The organism is Phaeobacter porticola (assembly GCF_001888185.1).
In the GTDB taxonomy this organism is placed as follows: Bacteria; Pseudomonadota; Alphaproteobacteria; order Rhodobacterales; family Rhodobacteraceae; genus Phaeobacter; species Phaeobacter porticola.
The window spans coordinates 2,314,534-2,332,115 of the sequence record NZ_CP016364.1 but is presented as its reverse complement, the minus strand read 5'-3'; the positions used below and the strand labels follow the sequence as shown (position 1 = coordinate 2,332,115).

The following is a 17,582-nucleotide window of genomic DNA, read 5'->3' as shown; positions in this document are numbered from 1 at the left end:
GGGCAAGGGGCACAACCGATGTGGTTTTTTCTGGCACTGACATCCGCGTCAGGCCTGCGCCATTTAAGCAGCTGGGACCCAAGGTGCAAGCGTAGCGCCGCTTTTGCTGCCATGCTCGGCGTCGGAACGACAGCCGTTGCGCAGCATGCATCAAATCCTACAAGGCAGGCTTTGCAAGGGGTTGCGGCCCCGGCGTGCCCGCGCCACAGTCCACCAACATCAGGGCAGAGCCTCAACACAGGAGTGCAGAATGACAGCGGATGTTTCCCTTGCCGCCGGGCGCGGATATCTGGCGATCCCCGGACCTTCGGTCATTCCGGACGCTGTGTTGCAGGCCATGCACCGTCCCTCTCCCAATATATACGCGGGCGAGCTGGTCGAGATGACCGCCACGCTGATTCCCGATCTGCGCCGTGTTGCGCGGACGGAGCATCATGTGGCGATCTATATCTCCAACGGCCATGGCGCCTGGGAGGCGGCGTTGCAGAACACTTTGCAGCCCGGCGACACCGTGCTGGTGGCGTCCTCGGGGCGCTTTGCCATTGGCTGGTCTGAAATGGCCGAGGCGCTGGGGATCAAAGTTGAGCTATTGGATTTCGGCACCGGCGCGCCCTGGGACATGGACCAGATCGCCAGCCATCTGGCGGCAGATACCGCGCATCGGATCAAGGCGGTGCTGGCGGTGCATGTCGATACCTCCAGCTCTATCCGCAACGATGTGGCCGCGATGCGTGCAGCGCTGGATGCCTGCGATCACCCCGCATTGTTGATGGCCGATTGCATCGCCTCGCTGGGCTGTGACCGGTTTGAGATGGACGCCTGGGGCGTCGATGTAATGGTCGCCGCCTGCCAAAAGGGGCTGATGGTCCCTGCCGGCATGGGGTTTGTGTTCTTCAGCCCCAAGGCCGCCGAGGCGCGTGCCCGCCTGCCACGGGTCAGCCGCTATTGGGACTGGGAGCCGCGCGCCAACCCCGAAGAATTCTACCAGTATTTTGGCGGCACCGCGCCGACGCATCACCTTTATGGTCTGCGGGCGGCGCTGGATCTGATCCACGCGGAGGGGATGGAGGCCGTCTGGGCGCGGCATCATCATCTGGCGCGCGCGATCTGGGCGGCCTGTGACGCTTGGGGCGCGGGCGGTCCGCTTCGGATGAATGTGCAGGATGTGGCTTTACGCTCCAACGCGGTGACCTCGTTGCATCTGGGCGGGGATGACGCCACCCGACTGCGCACGTGGGTGGAGCAGACCCTGGGTCTGACGCTGGGCATTGGCCTTGGCATGGCGCCGCCGAACAGCCCGGAGTGGCATGGGTTTTTGCGGCTGGGCCATATGGGCCATGTGAGCGGTCAGATGATCATGGGGTTGCTGGGCGGGGTTGATGCCGGGTTGAAGGCGCTGGAGATCCCGCATGGATCCGGCGCGCTAGAGGCGGCCTCACAGGTGATCGCCGGGGCTGGCGCGGCATCTGTTGCAGAAACATCAGAGAGAGGGAGCTGCTGCGGGTGATCCGCAGCAGGCCTTGCGCTCCGTCTCAGCCGTTGCGCGCCCGCTCCAGCGCGATGGGCAGCGCGCGGGCAAAGGCGTCCAGTTGATCCTCCGGCCCGCAGCTGACGCGGATGCAACGGTTTTGCGGCGCAGCAAAAGGCATCCGCACGAATACGCCCTGGTCCACCAGATCCTCCAGCACCGATTTGGCAAACGCGCCGTCGCTGCCACAGTCGATGGCCACGAAATTGGTGGCCGAGGGCAGGGGCGTTAGCCCGTTGTCGCGGGCAATCTGCGCAATCCGGTCGCGCGCGGTGCTGATGCGGTCCAGAACCTCAGCCAGCCACGCCTGATCCTGCAGGGCTGCAAGTGCGCCGATCTGGGCGGTGCGGTTCATGCCGAAATGGTTGCGCACTTTGTTAAAGGCGGCGATCAGTTCCGCCTCTGCCAGCACGTAGCCCACCCGCGCCCCGGCCATGCCATAGGCCTTGGAAAACGTCCGCGTACGAATCACGCGCGGATCACTGATGTCGATGGGCAGGGCGGTGCGGTCGGGGGCGCAGTCGATATAGGCCTCGTCCAGCAGCAGCAGGCAGCCCTCTGGCAGGGCATCCATCGCCGCCAGCAGATCGGCGCCGCTGTGCCAGCTGCCCATCGGATTGTCGGGATTGGCGAGGTAGACCAGTTTGGCGTCCACCTCCGCCGCCCTGGCAAAGAGCGCGGCGGGGTCTTCGTGGTCGTCCTTGTAGGGGACGGTATGCAACACGCCGCCAAAGCCCGCGACATGGTAGTTGAAGGTCGGATAGGCGCCAAGCGAGGTGACCACCGCATCGCCGTCGCCAATCAGCAGCCGCACCAGATAGCCCAGCAGCCCGTCGATGCCCTCGCCAATCATGATGTTTTCCGGTGCAACGCTGTGGTGCGCTGCCAGTGCCGCGCGCAGGTCGTGGCTCTCGGCGTCGCCGTATTTCCAGATTTCGCCCAGCGAGCCCTGCATGGCCGCAATCGCCTTGGGTGAGGGGCCAAAGATATTCTCATTTGCGCCCAACCGTGCGGCAAACGGCGCGCCGCGCTGGCGTTCCTGGGTTTCCGGCCCGACAAAGGGAACCGAAGCGGGGAGGGATTGGGCAAGCGGGGTGTAGCGTGGCTGTGTCATGGGGGCAGATAACGTGATCGGACCCTCTCGGGCAAGCGCAGGTGACAGCCTGCCGCTTTGCCCCGGCGTTACGCTGGCGCGGGCCGGGGATCCGGGGCAGTCTGCGGCCAAGAGAATGTCCGAGAAAGAGGGGGCCGACATGGCACGGGTATCGGTAGAGATCGAAGACCACATCGCACGGGTGACGCTGACCCGCGGCGACAAGATGAACGCGCTGGACAGTCAGATGATCGAAGAGATCATCGCCGCAGGCGAAAGCCTGATGGACAGCAAGGCGCGGGTGGTTGTGCTCTCGGGAGAGGGCAAGGCGTTCTGCGCCGGGCTGGATCTGATGAGCTTTGCCCAGATGGGGCTGAAAAACCCCGAAGAGTGGCTGATGAGCCGCTCTCACGGTGATGCCAATCAGGTGCAGCAGGTGGCAATGGTCTGGCGTCGCCTGCCGATGCCGGTGATTGCGGCGATCAATGGCGTCGCCTTTGGCGGCGGGCTGCAACTGGCGCTGGGCGCAGATATCCGCATTGCTGCGCCCGATGCGCGGTTTTCAGTGATGGAGATGAAATGGGGGATTGTGCCGGATATGGGCGGCATGGTGCTGCTGCCGCAACTGTTGCGGTCCGATGTGCTGCGGCGGCTGACCTACACGGCGGAGAAAGTGTCAGCGCCGCAGGCGCTGGACTGGGGGCTGGTTACGGAGCTGGCCGAAGATCCCATCGCCCGCGCCCATGAGCTGGCGACCGTGATTGCAGGCCAAAGCCCCGCCGCTATCCGCGCGGCGAAATCGCTGATTGAGACAGCCGAGACCAGCACGGACCGCGCCGAGGTGCTGCTGGAGGAATCCCGCGTACAGGTTGGCCTGATCGGCAAGCCCGAGCAGATGGAGGTGGTCGCCGCCCAGATGCAGAAACGCGCGCCAGTCTTCAAGTAGGCCGGTCTTTAAGCAAGCCAGTGTTTAACCAGGCGCGCGCAGCCTGGGGCCGGTCCATAGCAAGACCGGCCCAGGCACACATCAATCTTATGACATCGAACTGATGCCAAACAGGTTGCCTTCGGTGTCCTTGCACAGGGTGACAAAGCCATATTCCCCGATTGAGAATTTCGGCTGTATCACCGCGCCGCCCGCCCCGGCCACGCGCGATTCCTCCTCGGCGCAATCCTGGGCCAGGAAATAAATCACAGTTCCGCCCATCCCCGGCCCTGCATGGGGTGATTTGTTCAGTGCCCCGCCTGCGCCATAGGCGTTCATCTCGGTCGGAAAGCTCATCATCTGCGCCTCACCCGTCGGGTCGCCCATCGCTTCCAGCTTGGTGCCAAGCACGGTTTCATAAAAGGCTACCGCCCGATCCATGTCATCCACATAGATATCAAACCATCCAACTGCGTTCATCTTGGTCATGCTGCATTCCTCTGGCTGTCGTTATGCCACTGGTTTAGCAGGCCGCAGGATACGGGTATTGTAGATATCAGACATCGAATTTGCGCGCGTAACGTCCGGGGGTATATCCGGTGGCCTTGCGGAACGAGTGGATGAAATGGGACTGATCAGCATAGGACCAGGTGTCGCTGCCGTTCAGTGATTGCTGAAGCCGCAGCACTTTCAGGAAATCATGTGGCGCAAAGCCGGTGCTGCGTTTCAGCGTCCGTTGCAATTGCCGCGCAGAGAGACCACAGACGTCGGCCATCTCAGCGACAGAGTTGATCTGATCCAGATGTTGAAAGATCCTGTCGGTGACCGGGTTTACCTGAACAATGCGCTGGTCGACCAGCTGCTCTACCAGCCCCACAAGCAGCGGCTGTTGTTCGGCAAAGGAGAGCCCGGCCAGACCCCGGTTCAACACGGCCAACGGCAGCTCACCGAGGTACGGTGCGTTCACCATTCCATAAGACGGCTCTGCTTGATTGGACTGCCAGACGCCGGGCAGAAAACGGATATTCACAAAGTGAAACTGACGCCCGAGGTTGAATTCCTCGGATTCTGCCCGCAGCTTGGAGACGCCGGTTATGTCGCGGTTCAACTGATCAAAGACCACATAGGCGCAGGCATCGGGCAGCGCATGAAAGCGGTAGTCGTCGTCCAGCAGGTCCGTGGTTTTCAGCTCCAGAAACCGGTGCACAATGCCACGCAGATGCGCGGGCGGCTCCGCCTCGACAAACTCAACCGGCTGAACAGCCTTATCCTTGGCATTTCCTTTGGGGTCGTACATCGCGTTCTACTTGTTCTGGTTCTCAGGCACCTGGTGCCAATCGGTCGCCGGCGCTGCCGCATGATCGCATTGCGCGGCGCTGTTGCGCAATCGACTGGCGCCACCATAGGGTCACTATGATGACCGTCGCCAGGATCTGTATCGCGCCGAAAATCAGCATGGCATAGGGCAGGCCAATCAGATCGGCCAAGGCCCCACTTGCGATCACGGGCAGTGAGAACCCGCAATAGGCGTAGACAAACAGCCCGGCGGTGGCCCGGGCGCGATCATCCGGCGCGTGCAGCGACACTTCGGCCAGCGCAGCGAGATAGGTAAACCCATAGCTGGCCGCGCTGGTGATGCAGGTGCCGATCAGTACAAGTGCCAGAAATTTGAACCAAACGCCCGCCAGAAGCACGGCAAAGCCAAGCGGGATCAGCGCGAACCCAACCGCAAGCGACTGCGGATTGGTCAAACGCCTGGCAAGCGGCTGACAGAGAAAGCCGACAAAAATCGCCAGAAAGATTACAAGACCGGTCCAGCTGCCCAGATCATTTGCTGCCAGCTCCAGCGGGACCACGGCTATGGTCATGCCTGTGGTTGACCATGCCAGCGCCATGGCCACCCCAAACACCCACGTGTTTTGTGGAAAGGCGGGCAACCGCAGCAGCGAGACCAATTTTGGCTGATCCACAGGTGGCAGCCTGAACGCGATCACCGCCAGCAGCGGGGCAAGGATAAACAGCGCAATGTAGCTGGCGGGCAGCGGTGTTGGCCCCTGAAGGCCAAGACTGACGCCGGTTGCCAAGGCACCGCCCCCAAAGCCAAGCGAGGTTGCAGATGTGGTGATCAGCGCTGCGGTTCTGGCCCGCTGGCTGCCCAGAATTTCGGCCATGTAAGCGGTACCGGCCGTGGTGGCGAGACCAGTGCCCACGCCTAGCAGCACGCGCGCAAGGACAAGGCTGCTCCAGCTGGGCCAGAGCACCAGAACACCGGTCGCCACAACGCCAAGCAACAGTGCGACCGCAATCGGCAGACGCCGCCCGATACGATCCGACAGCCCGCCCAGAAATACCAGCGTTGGCATCAGCCCCCCAGCATAGGCGGCAAAGGCGATGGTCACCGCTGTCGCACCGACCCCGCTTTCGGCGGCATAGGCATCATAAAGCGGCGCTTGCAAGTTCACAGCAAATGTCACGGTGAACAGACCCAAGGCAAGCAGGGCGGCGGAAAGGGTTGGGATCATTGCGGGACCTCAAAGATTGACTTTGACCCGAAATGTCATGACATATTGCACATCACAATTTTAATATTGTCATAGGTACAGTTGCACGATGGCCAAACCCCGTTACCTGGCCCTTGCGGACCAAATTGCGGCAGCGATAGAAAACGGCAAGCTGGCCCCCGGTACACGGCTGCCGACGCACCGCGCCTTTGCGACGCAGTTTGGTGTGGCCCTTGCCACCGCAACGCGCACCTATGGTGAGCTGGAGCGCCGGGGCATCGTGGTGGGGGAGGCGGGGCGCGGCACCTTTGTGCGCGACATGGAAATCCCGCTGACGATTGGGATGCAGCAGACGGCACCGGACGGGCAGGTTGATCTGGTGTTCAACATGCCCTCTGCCACCGGGGACGCAGAGATGCTGCGCGCTGGTTTGCGGCGATTGGCCTTGACGGGTGATATTGAGGCGATGCTGCGCTATCAGCCCCATGGTGGCCGCCCCCATGAACGCCGGATCATGGCCGGTTGGCTGGAAGGGACGTTGGGCGCGATTGACCCAGACCACCTGTTGGTGACATCCGGTGGCCAGCACGGTCTGACAGTCACGCTGCTTGGCCTATTGAAACACGGGGATATTGTCGCGGCTGATCCGCTGACCTATCCGGGGTTCAAATCACTGGCGGCGCTTCAGGGGATTGATCTGCTGGCGGTCGACGGGGCGGGGGGCGTGATGGACCCGGACAGGCTGGACGCCGCTTGCAAAACCCGGCCAGTCCGCGCGGTCTATCTGATGCCGACGGTCCAGAACCCGCTGGGCACGGTGATGGATCTGCCGACCCGCCTGCGGATCATTGAGGTCGCGCGAAAACATGATCTGCTGATCATCGAAGACGCGGCCTATGCGTTTCTGGAATGTGATCCGCCGCCCAGTCTCTGCGCACTCGCCCCCGAGCGTACGGTGCATATTGGCGGCTTTTCCAAGAGCCTCGCGACCGGGCTACGGCTGGGGTATGTCATCGCGGCGGCCCGCCACTGCCCGCGGTTGATCGAGGCGATCCGGGCCACCACCTGGAACGCACCTGCGCTGATTTCCGCGCTGGTCACGGGCTGGATTACCGACGGTACGCTGGCGCAGTCTCAGGACACCCGGCGGCAGGACGGGGCCGCGCGTCAGCAGCTGCTGCGCGCCGCCTTCGGCACGATGCTGGTTCTGTCACATCCCAATGCAGGCTTTGCCTGGGTACCCCTGTCGGCGGGAGGCAGGGCAGAGCCGATTGTAACGCGGCTCAAATCACAAGGGCTGTCACTGTCCGGTGCGGATGCTTTTGCCACCACCGCAGCAGTGCCCCAGGCGCTGAGACTTGCCTTTGGCGGGATGGAGACAAACGCGGCAGCTAAGGCTTTTGGGATCATCCACCAGTCTATTCAAGACGCGGGCACCCTGGGGGCCTGAGTAAGCGTAGGGCATAAAAAAGGGCAGGGCGCAAAACGCCCCACCCCTTATGTCTTGGATAGCGCGCCTTGAATAGAGGCGCGATAGATCTTGTCGATGTTGGAGCCAAGTGCACCATTATAATCGTCATCGCTCATGGCGACATTCAGGCCTTCGGTCAGGGCACGGCTGAAAGAGGCGATCATGGTGCTGTTCTTCGCCAGCTTTTCGCAGGCATCATCGGTGGTGTAGCCGCCGGACAGGGCCACGACGCGCACCACATTGGCATGGGCCGCAAGATCGTCATAAAGACCGGCCTCGGTCGGGATGGTCAGCTTTAGCGCCACTTTGGTGTCTGCGGGCAGGGCGTTCAGCTCGGCCAGAATCGCGTCTTTCAGCAGCGCTTCGGCTTCGGCTTTGGTGGCGGAATTGATGTCCACCTCCGGCTCGATGATCGGCAACAGGTCGGCGGCGGCAATCTGGCGGCCAACGATGAACTGCTGGCTGACAACATTGTTGATACCGGTGGCATTGGCGCCTTTGATGACCGAACGCATTTTGGTGCCAAAGATCCCGGCCTGAACGGCGCGCGACAGCAGCGCATCGAGATCAGGCATCGGTTTCATGGTCTGGGCGTCGTCGGCCTCGTCCGCGAGACCCTTGTCCACCTTGAGGAAGGGCACAACGCCGCAGTTGTCCCACAGGTAGGCAGGGACAGGCGTGCCGTCGATCGCCGCATCCATGGTTTTTTCAAACAGGATCGCGCCAAGGATCTTGTCGCTGTTGAAATCGGGCGCAGTGATGATGCGGGCGCGCATTTTCTGGATCTCGCCGAACATCTCGTCATCATTGCCATAGGCGTCTTCGGTCACACCATAAAGCGCCAGCGCTTTGGGGGTGGAGCCGCCGGACTGATCAAGCGCCGCGATGAAGCCCTTGCCGTTTGCGATACGATCAAGCTGTGCGGTCTGGGTCGAGGTTTCTTGCGCCATATGTCGGGTCTCCACGAAAAGGGATTGTCTGTCTGGCCCCGTCTATACCGCGCCTGTGGCAGGAAACAACTATTAGCATCAGGTGGTTGCGCTAACGCCTACGCTAACAATGGTCAGAAGCTGCGGTCCTGAGCAAATCTGTGCAGGTGGGTGGACGCTGCGATTGCCAAGAGCACGCTGTGGCGCGTGGGCAGGAAAAAAGGCAGGCCGTGTGGGCCCGCCTTTTGAAGGTGTAATGATATGTGGCGCCTGAAATGTCGGGTGTCAGACCAGACGCGAGGCTTCCTTGGCGGCGCGGACAAAATCGTCGAACAGCGGGTGCGGATCAAACGGTTTCGATTTCAGTTCCGGGTGGAACTGCACACCGATGAACCAGGGATGATCAGACCATTCGACGATCTCGGGCAGGCGGCCATCGGGAGACATACCGGAGAACTTGAGGCCGCAGGCCTCGAGCTGTTCGCGGTATTTGGTGTCGACCTCATAGCGGTGACGATGGCGTTCTTCGATTTGGGTGGTGCCATAGACCTCGGCCACTTTGGAACCTTCGGTCAGAGTGGCGTTGTACGACCCCAGACGCATGGTGCCGCCCTTGTCGTCATCTGCCTTGCGGCTGACCTTGTGGTTGCCCTGCACCCATTCTTTCAGGTGATAGACCACCGGTTCAAAGCGTTTCTTGCCCGCCTCGTGGTCAAACTCTTCGGAGCCAGCTTCGGCGATGCCAGCAACATTGCGCGCCGCCTCAATCACCGCCATTTGCATGCCCAGGCAGATGCCCAGATAGGGCAGCTTTTGCTCACGGGCATATTGTGCGGCTTTGATCTTGCCTTCGGTGCCGCGCTCGCCAAAGCCGCCGGGGACCAGAATGGCGTTATAGCCCTGCAGGTAGGGGGCGGCATCTTCCTTGTCGAACAGCTCGGCGTCGACCCATTCGATCTTGACCTTCACGCGGTTCGACATGCCGCCATGGGTCAGCGCCTCGGCGATGGATTTGTAGGCGTCTTCCAGCTGGGTGTATTTGCCCACGATGGCGATTTTGACTTCGCCTTCGGGGTTATAGATACGGTCGGCCACATCTTCCCAGCGGGTCAGTTTGGGTTTGGGGGCGGGGGCGATGCCAAAGGCATCCAGAACCGCCTGATCGAGACCTTCGCGGTGATAGGCCAGAGGGGCCTCGTAGATGGATTTCAGATCCTGTGCGGCAATCACGCTATCGGCGCGCACATTGCAGAACAGCGCCAGTTTTTCGCGTTCCTTGACGGGGATCGGTCCTTCGGAACGGCAGACCAGAATATCCGGTGCCAGCCCGATGGAGCGCAGCTCTTTGACCGAGTGCTGGGTCGGTTTGGTCTTCAGCTCGCCGGAGGCCTTGATATAGGGCAGCAGGGTGAGATGCATGAAAATACACTGACCACGCGCCTTGTCATTGGCAAATTGGCGAATGGCTTCAAAGAAGGGCAGACCTTCGATATCGCCAACGGTGCCGCCAATCTCGCAGAGCATGAAATCCACCTCATCCTCTTCGATTGAGATGAAGTCTTTGATTTCGTTGGTCACATGCGGGATGACCTGAATGGTCTTGCCAAGGTAGTCCCCGCGGCGTTCTTTCTCCAGCACGTTGGAGTAGATCCGCCCAGAGGAGACCGAGTCGGTTTTGCGGGCCGCAACGCCGGTAAAGCGTTCGTAATGCCCAAGATCGAGATCGGTTTCGGCACCATCATCGGTGACAAAGACCTCGCCATGTTCGAACGGGCTCATCGTGCCCGGATCGACGTTCAGATAGGGGTCCAGTTTGCGCAGGCGGACGGAATAGCCGCGGGCCTGCAAAAGTGCCCCGAGAGCGGCGGATGCCAGCCCTTTGCCCAGTGATGATACAACACCGCCAGTAATGAAAATGAAACGCGCCATGAGTGTTCGGCTGCCCCCGTGAGAAGTCAGAATTCAGCTGCCCGACGGTTGCAGAAACCGCAGCATCACGGGGCTTTACGTATAAAGGATTCGCGCAAAATGCGCAAGCAAGCCGCAAGATGCTGTTACGGCTGCTTTTGTTCATTCTAAGTGTTGTGGATTCTTGCGAATCCTGCGTCAGACGCAGTTGTCTTAGGTGGATCTGCCCGGACGTATTGGATGTGCCGGGTGGGACCTATCTGTCCCGACCTATTGGCCAGATTTAGTCCGCGCTGGGAACCAGCGGCGCATTGTCACCCTGAACCGGCGGCAGCAGGTCGCTGCCCAGCGGGGCGTCGGGGGTATCTGCCGCACCGTCGGCCGCAGGGGCGCTCAGGCGATCAGCAACCGAAGAACCTGCGGATTTCTGTGCCGACAGGATGGTGAGGGTGATCGAGGTGCCGATAAAAGCCACAGCCAGGACCCAAGTGATCTTGCTCATTGCGGTGGCTGCCGCACGACCGGACATGGCACCGCCACCACCGCCGCCCATGCCCAGACCTCCGCCTTCGGAGCGCTGCAACAGAACAACGGCGATCAGCCCCAGGGCCAGAAGAAGATGGATAATAAGTACGACGTTTTCCATAGGATCCTACGGCGGTTGGCTGAGTATCGGGCGGTAAATAGGGAAGATTGCTCTGGGGGGCAAGGGCTCAGTTTGCCGAAGCACGGAGAACGCGGAAATGCGACCATTCGGGGCGTATTAAATCTGCGAAAAACAGCGCAGGACTCACACGCGCGAAGAGAGACGTCAGCAAGGGTGCCAATAATCGGGAAGGGATGCCGACAAATAGCATCAGATCTGCTGATCGCATGCGTGACGGATTTTGACTGGACAGATCTGTGTGGCTGCGGGCAGTCTCGCGCCATGCCCCATGATCATGCTGACGCCCCGCATAGCCTCTTGCCCCCGGACCCTGCCTTGCGCGTGAAGGCGCTGGAGACGGTTCTGACCCAGAAGGGGCTGATTGATCCCGCCGCCCTGGACGAGATCATCGACACCTATCAAAACCGCATCGGTCCTGCGAATGGCGCGCGTGTGGTGGCACGGGCGTGGAGCGATCCAGAATTCAAGGCCGCGCTGCTGGCCGATGCCGATCCGGTGCTGGCAGGGCTTGGCTACTACGGGCGCCAGGGTGAGCATATGGTGGTGGTCGAGAACACGCCCGAGCAGCACAATATGGTCGTTTGTACCTTGTGCAGCTGTTATCCGTGGCCGCTGCTCGGCATTCCGCCGGGGTGGTATAAATCGGACGCCTATCGGTCCCGCGCCGTGCGCGAGCCGCGCCGGGTGCTGGCGGAGTTCGGCGTTATCCTGCCCGAAGGCACATCTGTGCGGGTTTGGGATTCGACCGCCGAAGTGCGCTATCTGGTACTGCCAATGCGGCCCAAAGGCAGCGAAGGGCTGAGCGAGGATGCGCTGGCGGCATTGGTCAGCCGCGACAGTATGATCGGCACAGATATCCCAGAGGTGCCAAGATGAGCCGGCTCCATGACATGGGGGGACGATTCGGCGATGGGCCGGTGAAGCCTGAACCGCAGGATGCCCCGGTTTTTGCCGAAGATTGGCATGCGCGTGCGCTGGCGATAACGCTCACCAGCGGCGCGTTGGGACAGTGGAATATCGACACCTCGCGTCATGCCCGCGAGCGCTTGGCGCCATTGGATTACACGCGATTTTCCTACTACGAGAAATGGCTGGCGGGTCTGGTGACGCTGTTGGTGGAAAAGGGGGTGCTGAGCCGCGCGGATCTGGTTGCGGCTGAGGCAGGGGGTGGCCGTCAAAAAGAAGGCACGGGCGCAGAGGTGGCGGCCCCGCACCCGCTCGCGGCCCGCGCGCTGCAAGCACAGGAGGTCGCCGCAGCGCTGGCCAGAGGTGGTCCGGCGGATCGACCCAGCACAATCATGCCCAACTTTGCCCCCGGTGATGCGGTGCGCTGTCGTCGCCCCGGTGGCAACCGGCTGGTGGCAGGGGGGCACACCCGGCTGCCAACTTATGCGGTGGGGGCCAAGGGGCAAATCCTGCGGCTGCATGGCAGTCATGTTCTGCCGGACAGTGCCGCGCATGGGTTGGGGGAGGCACCCGAGCCGCTTTATGCGGTGGTTTTCCCGGCAATGGAGCTGTGGAGCGCGCCGGAGCATCCGCGCGATGAGGTGGTGCTTGATCTCTGGCAAAGCTATCTGGAGCCGGTATGAGCGCATTCGACACACCGACGGCAAAGCGCCCGGAACCGGCCTTTGATCAGCCCTGGCACGCGCAGGTCTTTGCGCTGACGGTGCATCTGAATGAAAACGGGGCGTTTTCCTGGGGCGACTGGGTGGGGCGGTTTTCAACAACCCTGCGCCGTCACGGGTTGGCGAAGGATCTGAACGGCGGCGCGGATTACTTTGCCGCCTGGCTGGAAACGCTGGAGATGTTTCTGGCGGACACCGGGCGGGTTGCGCCTGCCGATGCCGAGGCCATGCGTGCGCGCTGGGAGGCGGCCTATTTGTCCACGCCCCATGGCGCCCCGGTGCATTTGCACGACGACGGCTAGGCGCAGAGACGCGGTGAGGCGCATGGTTTTTGTCTCATAAATCTGTCTGTTTTAGATCTGGCTTGGCTCGTTTTATCCTTTTTTACGACTGCAATGCGGGAGCCTAAGACAAGGGGGCGGCGCCGCCGGGGAGGTGGACAGGCCAAAGGGGCCTGCGCAGGCAGGATATCCTGACGCGCCCCCGGTTGGATCGGGGCCGGTCTCCTGTGGTCTTGGGCGCGAAAGGCTTAAGTAACCCGGCGCGCGGGGATGATCGATCAGCTGCCAGACTGCCATATCCTGGGCCGGAACGGGTGAAGACGGCGTGCGGAGGGGCCGCAACGGCTCTGCGCTGGCCAGTGGTGCAGGACAGCCAAGCGAGGCGGCGTGGAGTGGCGGGCTGGATCGCTCATTTTCGACGAATAGTGTGGGTCTTTGCCGTGGATTCCCGCCCCTGCGGCGAAAAACCGGTTCCCCTGTCTGCGCGGTCTCGTTATACGGAGCGTCGGTTTCAACCAGCATACAGAGGACCTGAGATGGCCAATGTCGTGGTAGTCGGCGCCCAATGGGGTGACGAAGGTAAAGGCAAGATTGTGGATTGGCTCAGCGAACGCGCTGATATCATTGCACGTTTCCAAGGTGGCCATAACGCCGGTCATACGCTGGTGATTGACAGCAAGGTCTACAAACTGCATGCGCTGCCTTCGGGTGTGGTGCGCGGTGGCAAGCTTTCGGTCATTGGCAATGGCGTGGTTCTGGACCCTTGGCACCTGATGAAAGAGATCGCGACCGTTCAGGCGCAGGGCGTTGATATCTCGCCTGCAACGCTGATGATTGCAGAAAACACACCGCTGATCCTGCCGCTGCACGGCGAGCTGGACCGCGCCCGCGAAGAAGCGGCCTCTAAGGGCACCAAGATCGGCACCACCGGTCGCGGCATCGGCCCGGCCTATGAGGACAAAGTCGGCCGCCGCGCGATCCGCGTCGCGGATCTGGCCGACGAGGCGACGCTTATCGCCCGTGTTGATCGTGCGCTGCAGCACCATGATCCGCTGCGCAAAGGTCTGGGCATCGAAGCCGTGGACCGTGATGGGCTGATTGAACAGCTGAAAGGCATTGCCACCGAGATTCTGCCATTTGCCGCGCCGGTGTGGAAAGTGCTGAATGAGAAACGCAAAGCCGGTAAGCGGATCCTGTTCGAAGGCGCGCAGGGCGCGCTCTTGGATATTGATTTCGGCACCTATCCGTTTGTGACCTCCTCTAACGTGATTGCCGGTCAGGCGGCCACGGGTGTTGGTATTGGTCCCGGCTCCATTGACTATGTGCTGGGCATCGTGAAGGCCTATACCACCCGCGTCGGTGAAGGCCCGTTCCCGACCGAGCTGCTGAATGCGGATGGCACCCCGGATGTTGATGGCGAGCGTCTGGGCACGCGGGGCCATGAATTTGGCACCACCACCGGCCGTCAGCGGCGCTGTGGCTGGTTTGATGCCTGCCTTGTGCGCCAGACCTGTGCGACCTCTGGCATTACAGGTATCTCGCTGACCAAGCTAGACGTGTTGGATGGGTTTGAAACGCTGAAGATCTGTGTCGGCTATGAGCTGGATGGCACCCGTCTGGACTATCTGCCCACTGCGGCTGACCAGCAGTCGCGCTGCACCCCCATCTATGAAGAGATGCCGGGCTGGAGCGAGAGCACCGAAGGCGCGCGCAGCTGGAATGATCTGCCGGCCAATGCGATCAAATATGTCAAACGGGTGGAAGAGCTGATCGACTGCCCGGTTGCGCTTTTGTCCACCAGCCCGGAGCGGGACGACACCATTCTGGTGACCGATCCCTTTGCCGACTGATGTCTGACGAAGGTGGCCTGAGCTACAAAGCCCGGCGGCGCTGGGCGCTGGTGATCCTGCTGATTGGGATGCCGCTGTACATTGTTGCGGCGGTGACAGTCATCAGCTGGCTGGATCGCCCGTCACTGCTGGTGGAGCTGCTGGTCTATATTGTTCTGGGGGTGCTTTGGGTGCTGCCGTTCAAATTTGTCTTTCGCGGTGTCGGCAAGGCGGATCCGAACGACCCGGATCAGGATCAGGGCTAAGGAAGGAGGGGCGCTGCCCCTCTTGACCTGGCGGTCAATTCACCCCGGAGTATTTCTGGAAAGGTGACGACCGGTCTGGTCTGCACATGACAAAAAAGGCGGCCTCGCCGGGCCGCCTTTTTTTGTCGATTTTGATTGAGCTTAGCCTGCGGCGCGATTGCCGGGCTGAAAACCAATCTGACCTGAGGCGGTAAAGCGGCCGTTGTCGGCGCGCTCGATCTTGCCTTCGCGCAGCAGCTGGCCAAAGCTGCGCAGCCCGTCTTCGCGGTTGAACTCGGCCCCGTCGACACCGCGCACCTTGTTCATCAGTTGCGGGCGCGAGAAATGATCGCGGCGTTCCACAAAACTCATATATGCGGCGGCGGCTTCCAATAATTCCGACAGTTCGACGGCCCCTGTCTTTTCGACATAGGCGGTGAAACCACCCTCGCCGTCGGCGTCGCGGGGGGTGTCCTCGGCCAATATGGCGGCAGAGACCCGGCGCGGGCGAACCGGGGTTGCGGACCCGGTATCGGCGTCGTCAATGCGCTGTTCCTGCACCAGTTTCAGAGGCGCCGGGCGGCTAGCGGGTTTGGCAGGGCGCTGATCCGCGCCTTCTGCCGACGCCGCACGGGCTTCGGGGCGGCGCGGGCGCACGACGCTGGCCAGATCATCGCGGTAGACCTGTGCGTCGTCGTTGTTTTCCAAGGCGCCACCGGCCGAACGTTCCGCCGAGGCTGCGGCCATGACGGCGCGCAATTGGCTGTAGGTTTCGCGAGAGGTGGTATTTTCCGGATCATCCAAACGTTCGTCGGTGGCAGCCATCAACCGGGCGATATCACTGTCTGCGGTGCTGGTGGCCCCGCGTTTGTCGCGGGCTTGCGGCGCGACAGAGGCCGCAGCCTCGGCTGGGGTGCTGATTGGTTTGGTGGCCTGGGAAGCCGGCGCGGGCGTCTGGACTGGTGCGTGGAGAGCGGCAGCTGCCGGCGCGGTTTCGGCGTCAAGCTGCAGGTCGTCGTCATCGTCGAAATCGTCGGCCATCTCGTCATAATGATCGGTGCCGAGCAAATCGGCCTCGACGGCGGCCAGCTCTGCCAGCAGTTCTGCCTCGTCATCGGGGGACAGGCTGCTTTTGACCGCGGGCTGACGCGGAGCAGTCTCGGTGAGGGGGCTGTCTTTTGTGACGTCTTGCTGGGGAGTTGCCTCTTCGGTGGTGCTGGCCTTTGTCGCGCCCTGGGCAGTGTCACTCACTTCTTCCAGGTTGCCTTTGGCCATGGCGGCATCAAACTCGCGGCGTTTGACACGCAGCACCCGACCACGCTTGCGCGGTTGTGGATCCTCGTCTTTTGGTAGGGCTGCGGCGGTGTCCTGTACCGGATCATCAGATTGTGCGTCGTCGGATTGGGGGGCGAGTTGCGAACTGTCGTCGTCCGCGGCGACCTCGGTGAGCCGGTCCGCTGTTTCGTCCTGATCAGGCTGGTCGTCGAGGGCGTCTTCCTTGGTCTTTGGCGCGGCACTGTCGGCAAAGAACTCCACAGCTCCTTCGGGAACATTTGGAACCGGGGCGGGTGCACTGCCGCCAAGGTCGAGGCGGTTCAATGCATCGGCAATCGCCTCATCACTGTCGCGCTGATCTTCGTCAAGATCCTGCTGATCGACCCCGACCGCGTCGTGATCCGCAGACAATGCGTTGGTGATCTCTTTTACGGCGTCTTCGCGCACCTGTTCGGCATGCTGATCTTCGTTGAATTCATCGGTTGGGGTTTGAGCCACAACAGCGCGGATCCGGCGCAGCTTGGCGGCGATGCTCTCGGCTGTTGCGGATTTCTCGTCGCGCTGCGCTGCCACCTCCGCAACAGGGGGGGTGGTTTCTGTCGGCTTGGCAATCGGCTGGGTCGTTGTTTCGGTGGTGTCGGGTGCCGTGCCCGGTGCTGGCACCACAAAATGTTTGGGAGCTTTGATCGCGGCGGGGGCGGACTGGCGGATCGGCTGCAGTGCAACCTGGGCCAGCGGTTTGGGGGCGGGGGACTGCGCGGGTTCGGCGGCAGGTGCCACAGTTTCTGTCGGTTCTGCGGCGGACACCGGGGCGGCGGCTTCGGGCGAGGACAACGCGCCTGTTGCGCGGTGGCGCTCCGGTGTGCCGGGGGTTGGTTGCCGTGGCTGCACGGTCTCTGGCGTCGAATCTGGCGCTGACAAGGTGGCCGCCCGCAGGTGGATACCATCGGCGCTAGTGCGGGCCTCGACTTGGCGGGCGACTTCGCGCTGGGCGATGCGGGCCAGCATCTCTGCGTCGGGCTGCGGTGGTTCGGCCCCGAAATACCGGTCATCCGAAGCCAGATCACGGAAATACTCTGCAATCGCCTTCATCGTGCCAAATGAATCGTCGAACCCTTCCAATGTGCAGGAAAAAGTCCCGTATGAGACCGTCAGAACCTTGTTATTTTGTACCATCGGATAGGTGTCCTCGCCAAAGTCATTGCCATGCACACTGATGGCGTAGGGGGTCAAATTCCGCCCGAATCCGTGCCATTGATCGTATCATTTTGTGTTCAGATTGTGGTCTGTTTCCTTTTCTGC

Annotated in this window: 16 protein-coding genes; 8 read left to right on the top strand and 8 right to left on the bottom strand. The window is 61.8% G+C overall.

The window, feature by feature from the left end; genetic code table 11:
* Nucleotides 1-250 precede the first annotated feature (250 nt).
* Nucleotides 251-1,507, top strand: coding sequence for a pyridoxal-phosphate-dependent aminotransferase family protein (locus PhaeoP97_RS11175; RefSeq protein WP_072505113.1), 1,257 nt, complete (start codon nt 251-253; stop codon nt 1,505-1,507).
* Between the two features lie 25 nt (nt 1,508-1,532).
* On the opposite strand, the gene PhaeoP97_RS11170 is transcribed toward PhaeoP97_RS11175, so the two are convergent.
* Complete coding sequence (locus PhaeoP97_RS11170) at nt 1,533-2,642, bottom strand: pyridoxal phosphate-dependent aminotransferase (protein WP_072505112.1); 1,110 nt, start codon at nt 2,640-2,642, stop codon at nt 1,533-1,535.
* Nucleotides 2,643-2,781: 139 nt separating this feature from the next.
* On the opposite strand from PhaeoP97_RS11170, the gene PhaeoP97_RS11165 reads away from it, so the two are divergent.
* Entirely contained in the window at nt 2,782-3,567 is a 786-nt protein-coding gene (locus tag PhaeoP97_RS11165; protein ID WP_072506442.1) for a crotonase/enoyl-CoA hydratase family protein, read from the top strand.
* Between the two features lie 87 nt (nt 3,568-3,654).
* Here the strand turns inward: PhaeoP97_RS11165 and PhaeoP97_RS11160 are convergent, their stop codons facing one another.
* The 3 genes from PhaeoP97_RS11160 to PhaeoP97_RS11150 form a co-directional block, all read right to left on the bottom strand.
* A complete protein-coding gene (locus PhaeoP97_RS11160; protein ID WP_072505111.1) occupies nt 3,655-4,035 on the bottom strand; it encodes a VOC family protein in 381 nt (126 codons plus the stop codon).
* A gap of 67 nt (nt 4,036-4,102) precedes the next feature.
* Entirely contained in the window at nt 4,103-4,843 is a 741-nt protein-coding gene (locus tag PhaeoP97_RS11155; RefSeq protein ID WP_072505110.1) for a helix-turn-helix domain-containing protein, read from the bottom strand.
* 22 nt (nt 4,844-4,865) lie between these two features.
* Nucleotides 4,866-6,068 carry an MFS transporter gene (locus PhaeoP97_RS11150; RefSeq protein ID WP_072505109.1) on the bottom strand — a complete coding sequence of 401 codons (1,203 nt, stop codon included), beginning with the start codon at nt 6,066-6,068 and terminating at the stop codon, nt 4,866-4,868.
* An 88-nt stretch (nt 6,069-6,156) separates the two neighbouring features.
* Between PhaeoP97_RS11150 and PhaeoP97_RS11145 the strand changes: the two genes are divergently transcribed.
* Nucleotides 6,157-7,497, top strand: coding sequence for an aminotransferase-like domain-containing protein (locus PhaeoP97_RS11145; protein ID WP_072505108.1), 1,341 nt, complete (start codon nt 6,157-6,159; stop codon nt 7,495-7,497).
* A gap of 47 nt (nt 7,498-7,544) precedes the next feature.
* Here PhaeoP97_RS11145 and PhaeoP97_RS11140 read toward each other — a convergent pair whose 3' ends face one another.
* The 3 genes from PhaeoP97_RS11140 to secG all read right to left on the bottom strand — a co-directional run bounded on the left by PhaeoP97_RS11140 (nt 7,545) and on the right by secG (nt 11,001).
* The gene (locus PhaeoP97_RS11140) at nt 7,545-8,468 is read right to left on the bottom strand and encodes a fructose bisphosphate aldolase (RefSeq protein ID WP_072505107.1); all 924 of its coding nucleotides are present in this window, start codon (nt 8,466-8,468) and stop codon (nt 7,545-7,547) included.
* A gap of 264 nt (nt 8,469-8,732) precedes the next feature.
* Nucleotides 8,733-10,376, bottom strand: coding sequence for a CTP synthase (locus PhaeoP97_RS11135; protein WP_072505106.1), 1,644 nt, complete (start codon nt 10,374-10,376; stop codon nt 8,733-8,735).
* A 262-nt stretch (nt 10,377-10,638) separates the two neighbouring features.
* Nucleotides 10,639-11,001: a preprotein translocase subunit SecG gene (secG, locus tag PhaeoP97_RS11130; RefSeq protein WP_072505105.1), complete on the bottom strand. Its 363-nt coding sequence runs from the start codon at nt 10,999-11,001 to the stop codon at nt 10,639-10,641.
* 282 nt (nt 11,002-11,283) lie between these two features.
* Here secG and nthA point away from each other — a divergent pair, with 282 nt between their 5' ends.
* The 5 genes from nthA (at nt 11,284) to PhaeoP97_RS11105 (ending at nt 15,026) form a co-directional block, all read left to right on the top strand.
* Nucleotides 11,284-11,898 carry a nitrile hydratase subunit alpha gene (gene nthA, locus PhaeoP97_RS11125; RefSeq protein WP_072505104.1) on the top strand — a complete coding sequence of 205 codons (615 nt, stop codon included), beginning with the start codon at nt 11,284-11,286 and terminating at the stop codon, nt 11,896-11,898.
* A complete protein-coding gene (gene nthB / locus PhaeoP97_RS11120; protein WP_072505103.1) occupies nt 11,895-12,611 on the top strand; it encodes a nitrile hydratase subunit beta in 717 nt (238 codons plus the stop codon). Before nthA ends, nthB begins: the two co-directional genes overlap by 4 nt.
* Nucleotides 12,608-12,952, top strand: coding sequence for a nitrile hydratase accessory protein (locus PhaeoP97_RS11115; protein WP_072505102.1), 345 nt, complete (start codon nt 12,608-12,610; stop codon nt 12,950-12,952). Before nthB ends, PhaeoP97_RS11115 begins: the two co-directional genes overlap by 4 nt.
* Nucleotides 12,953-13,467: 515 nt before the next feature.
* Nucleotides 13,468-14,781 carry an adenylosuccinate synthase gene (locus PhaeoP97_RS11110; protein WP_072505101.1) on the top strand — a complete coding sequence of 438 codons (1,314 nt, stop codon included), beginning with the start codon at nt 13,468-13,470 and terminating at the stop codon, nt 14,779-14,781.
* On the top strand, nt 14,781-15,026 hold the full coding sequence (locus PhaeoP97_RS11105) for a DUF2842 domain-containing protein (protein WP_072505100.1): 246 nt from the start codon (nt 14,781-14,783) through the stop codon (nt 15,024-15,026). Before PhaeoP97_RS11110 ends, PhaeoP97_RS11105 begins: the two co-directional genes overlap by 1 nt.
* Nucleotides 15,027-15,167: 141 nt before the next feature.
* On the opposite strand, the gene PhaeoP97_RS11100 is transcribed toward PhaeoP97_RS11105, so the two are convergent.
* Entirely contained in the window at nt 15,168-17,456 is a 2,289-nt protein-coding gene (locus PhaeoP97_RS11100; RefSeq protein WP_072506441.1) for a chemotaxis protein CheA, read from the bottom strand.
* Nucleotides 17,457-17,582: the final 126 nt, after the last annotated feature.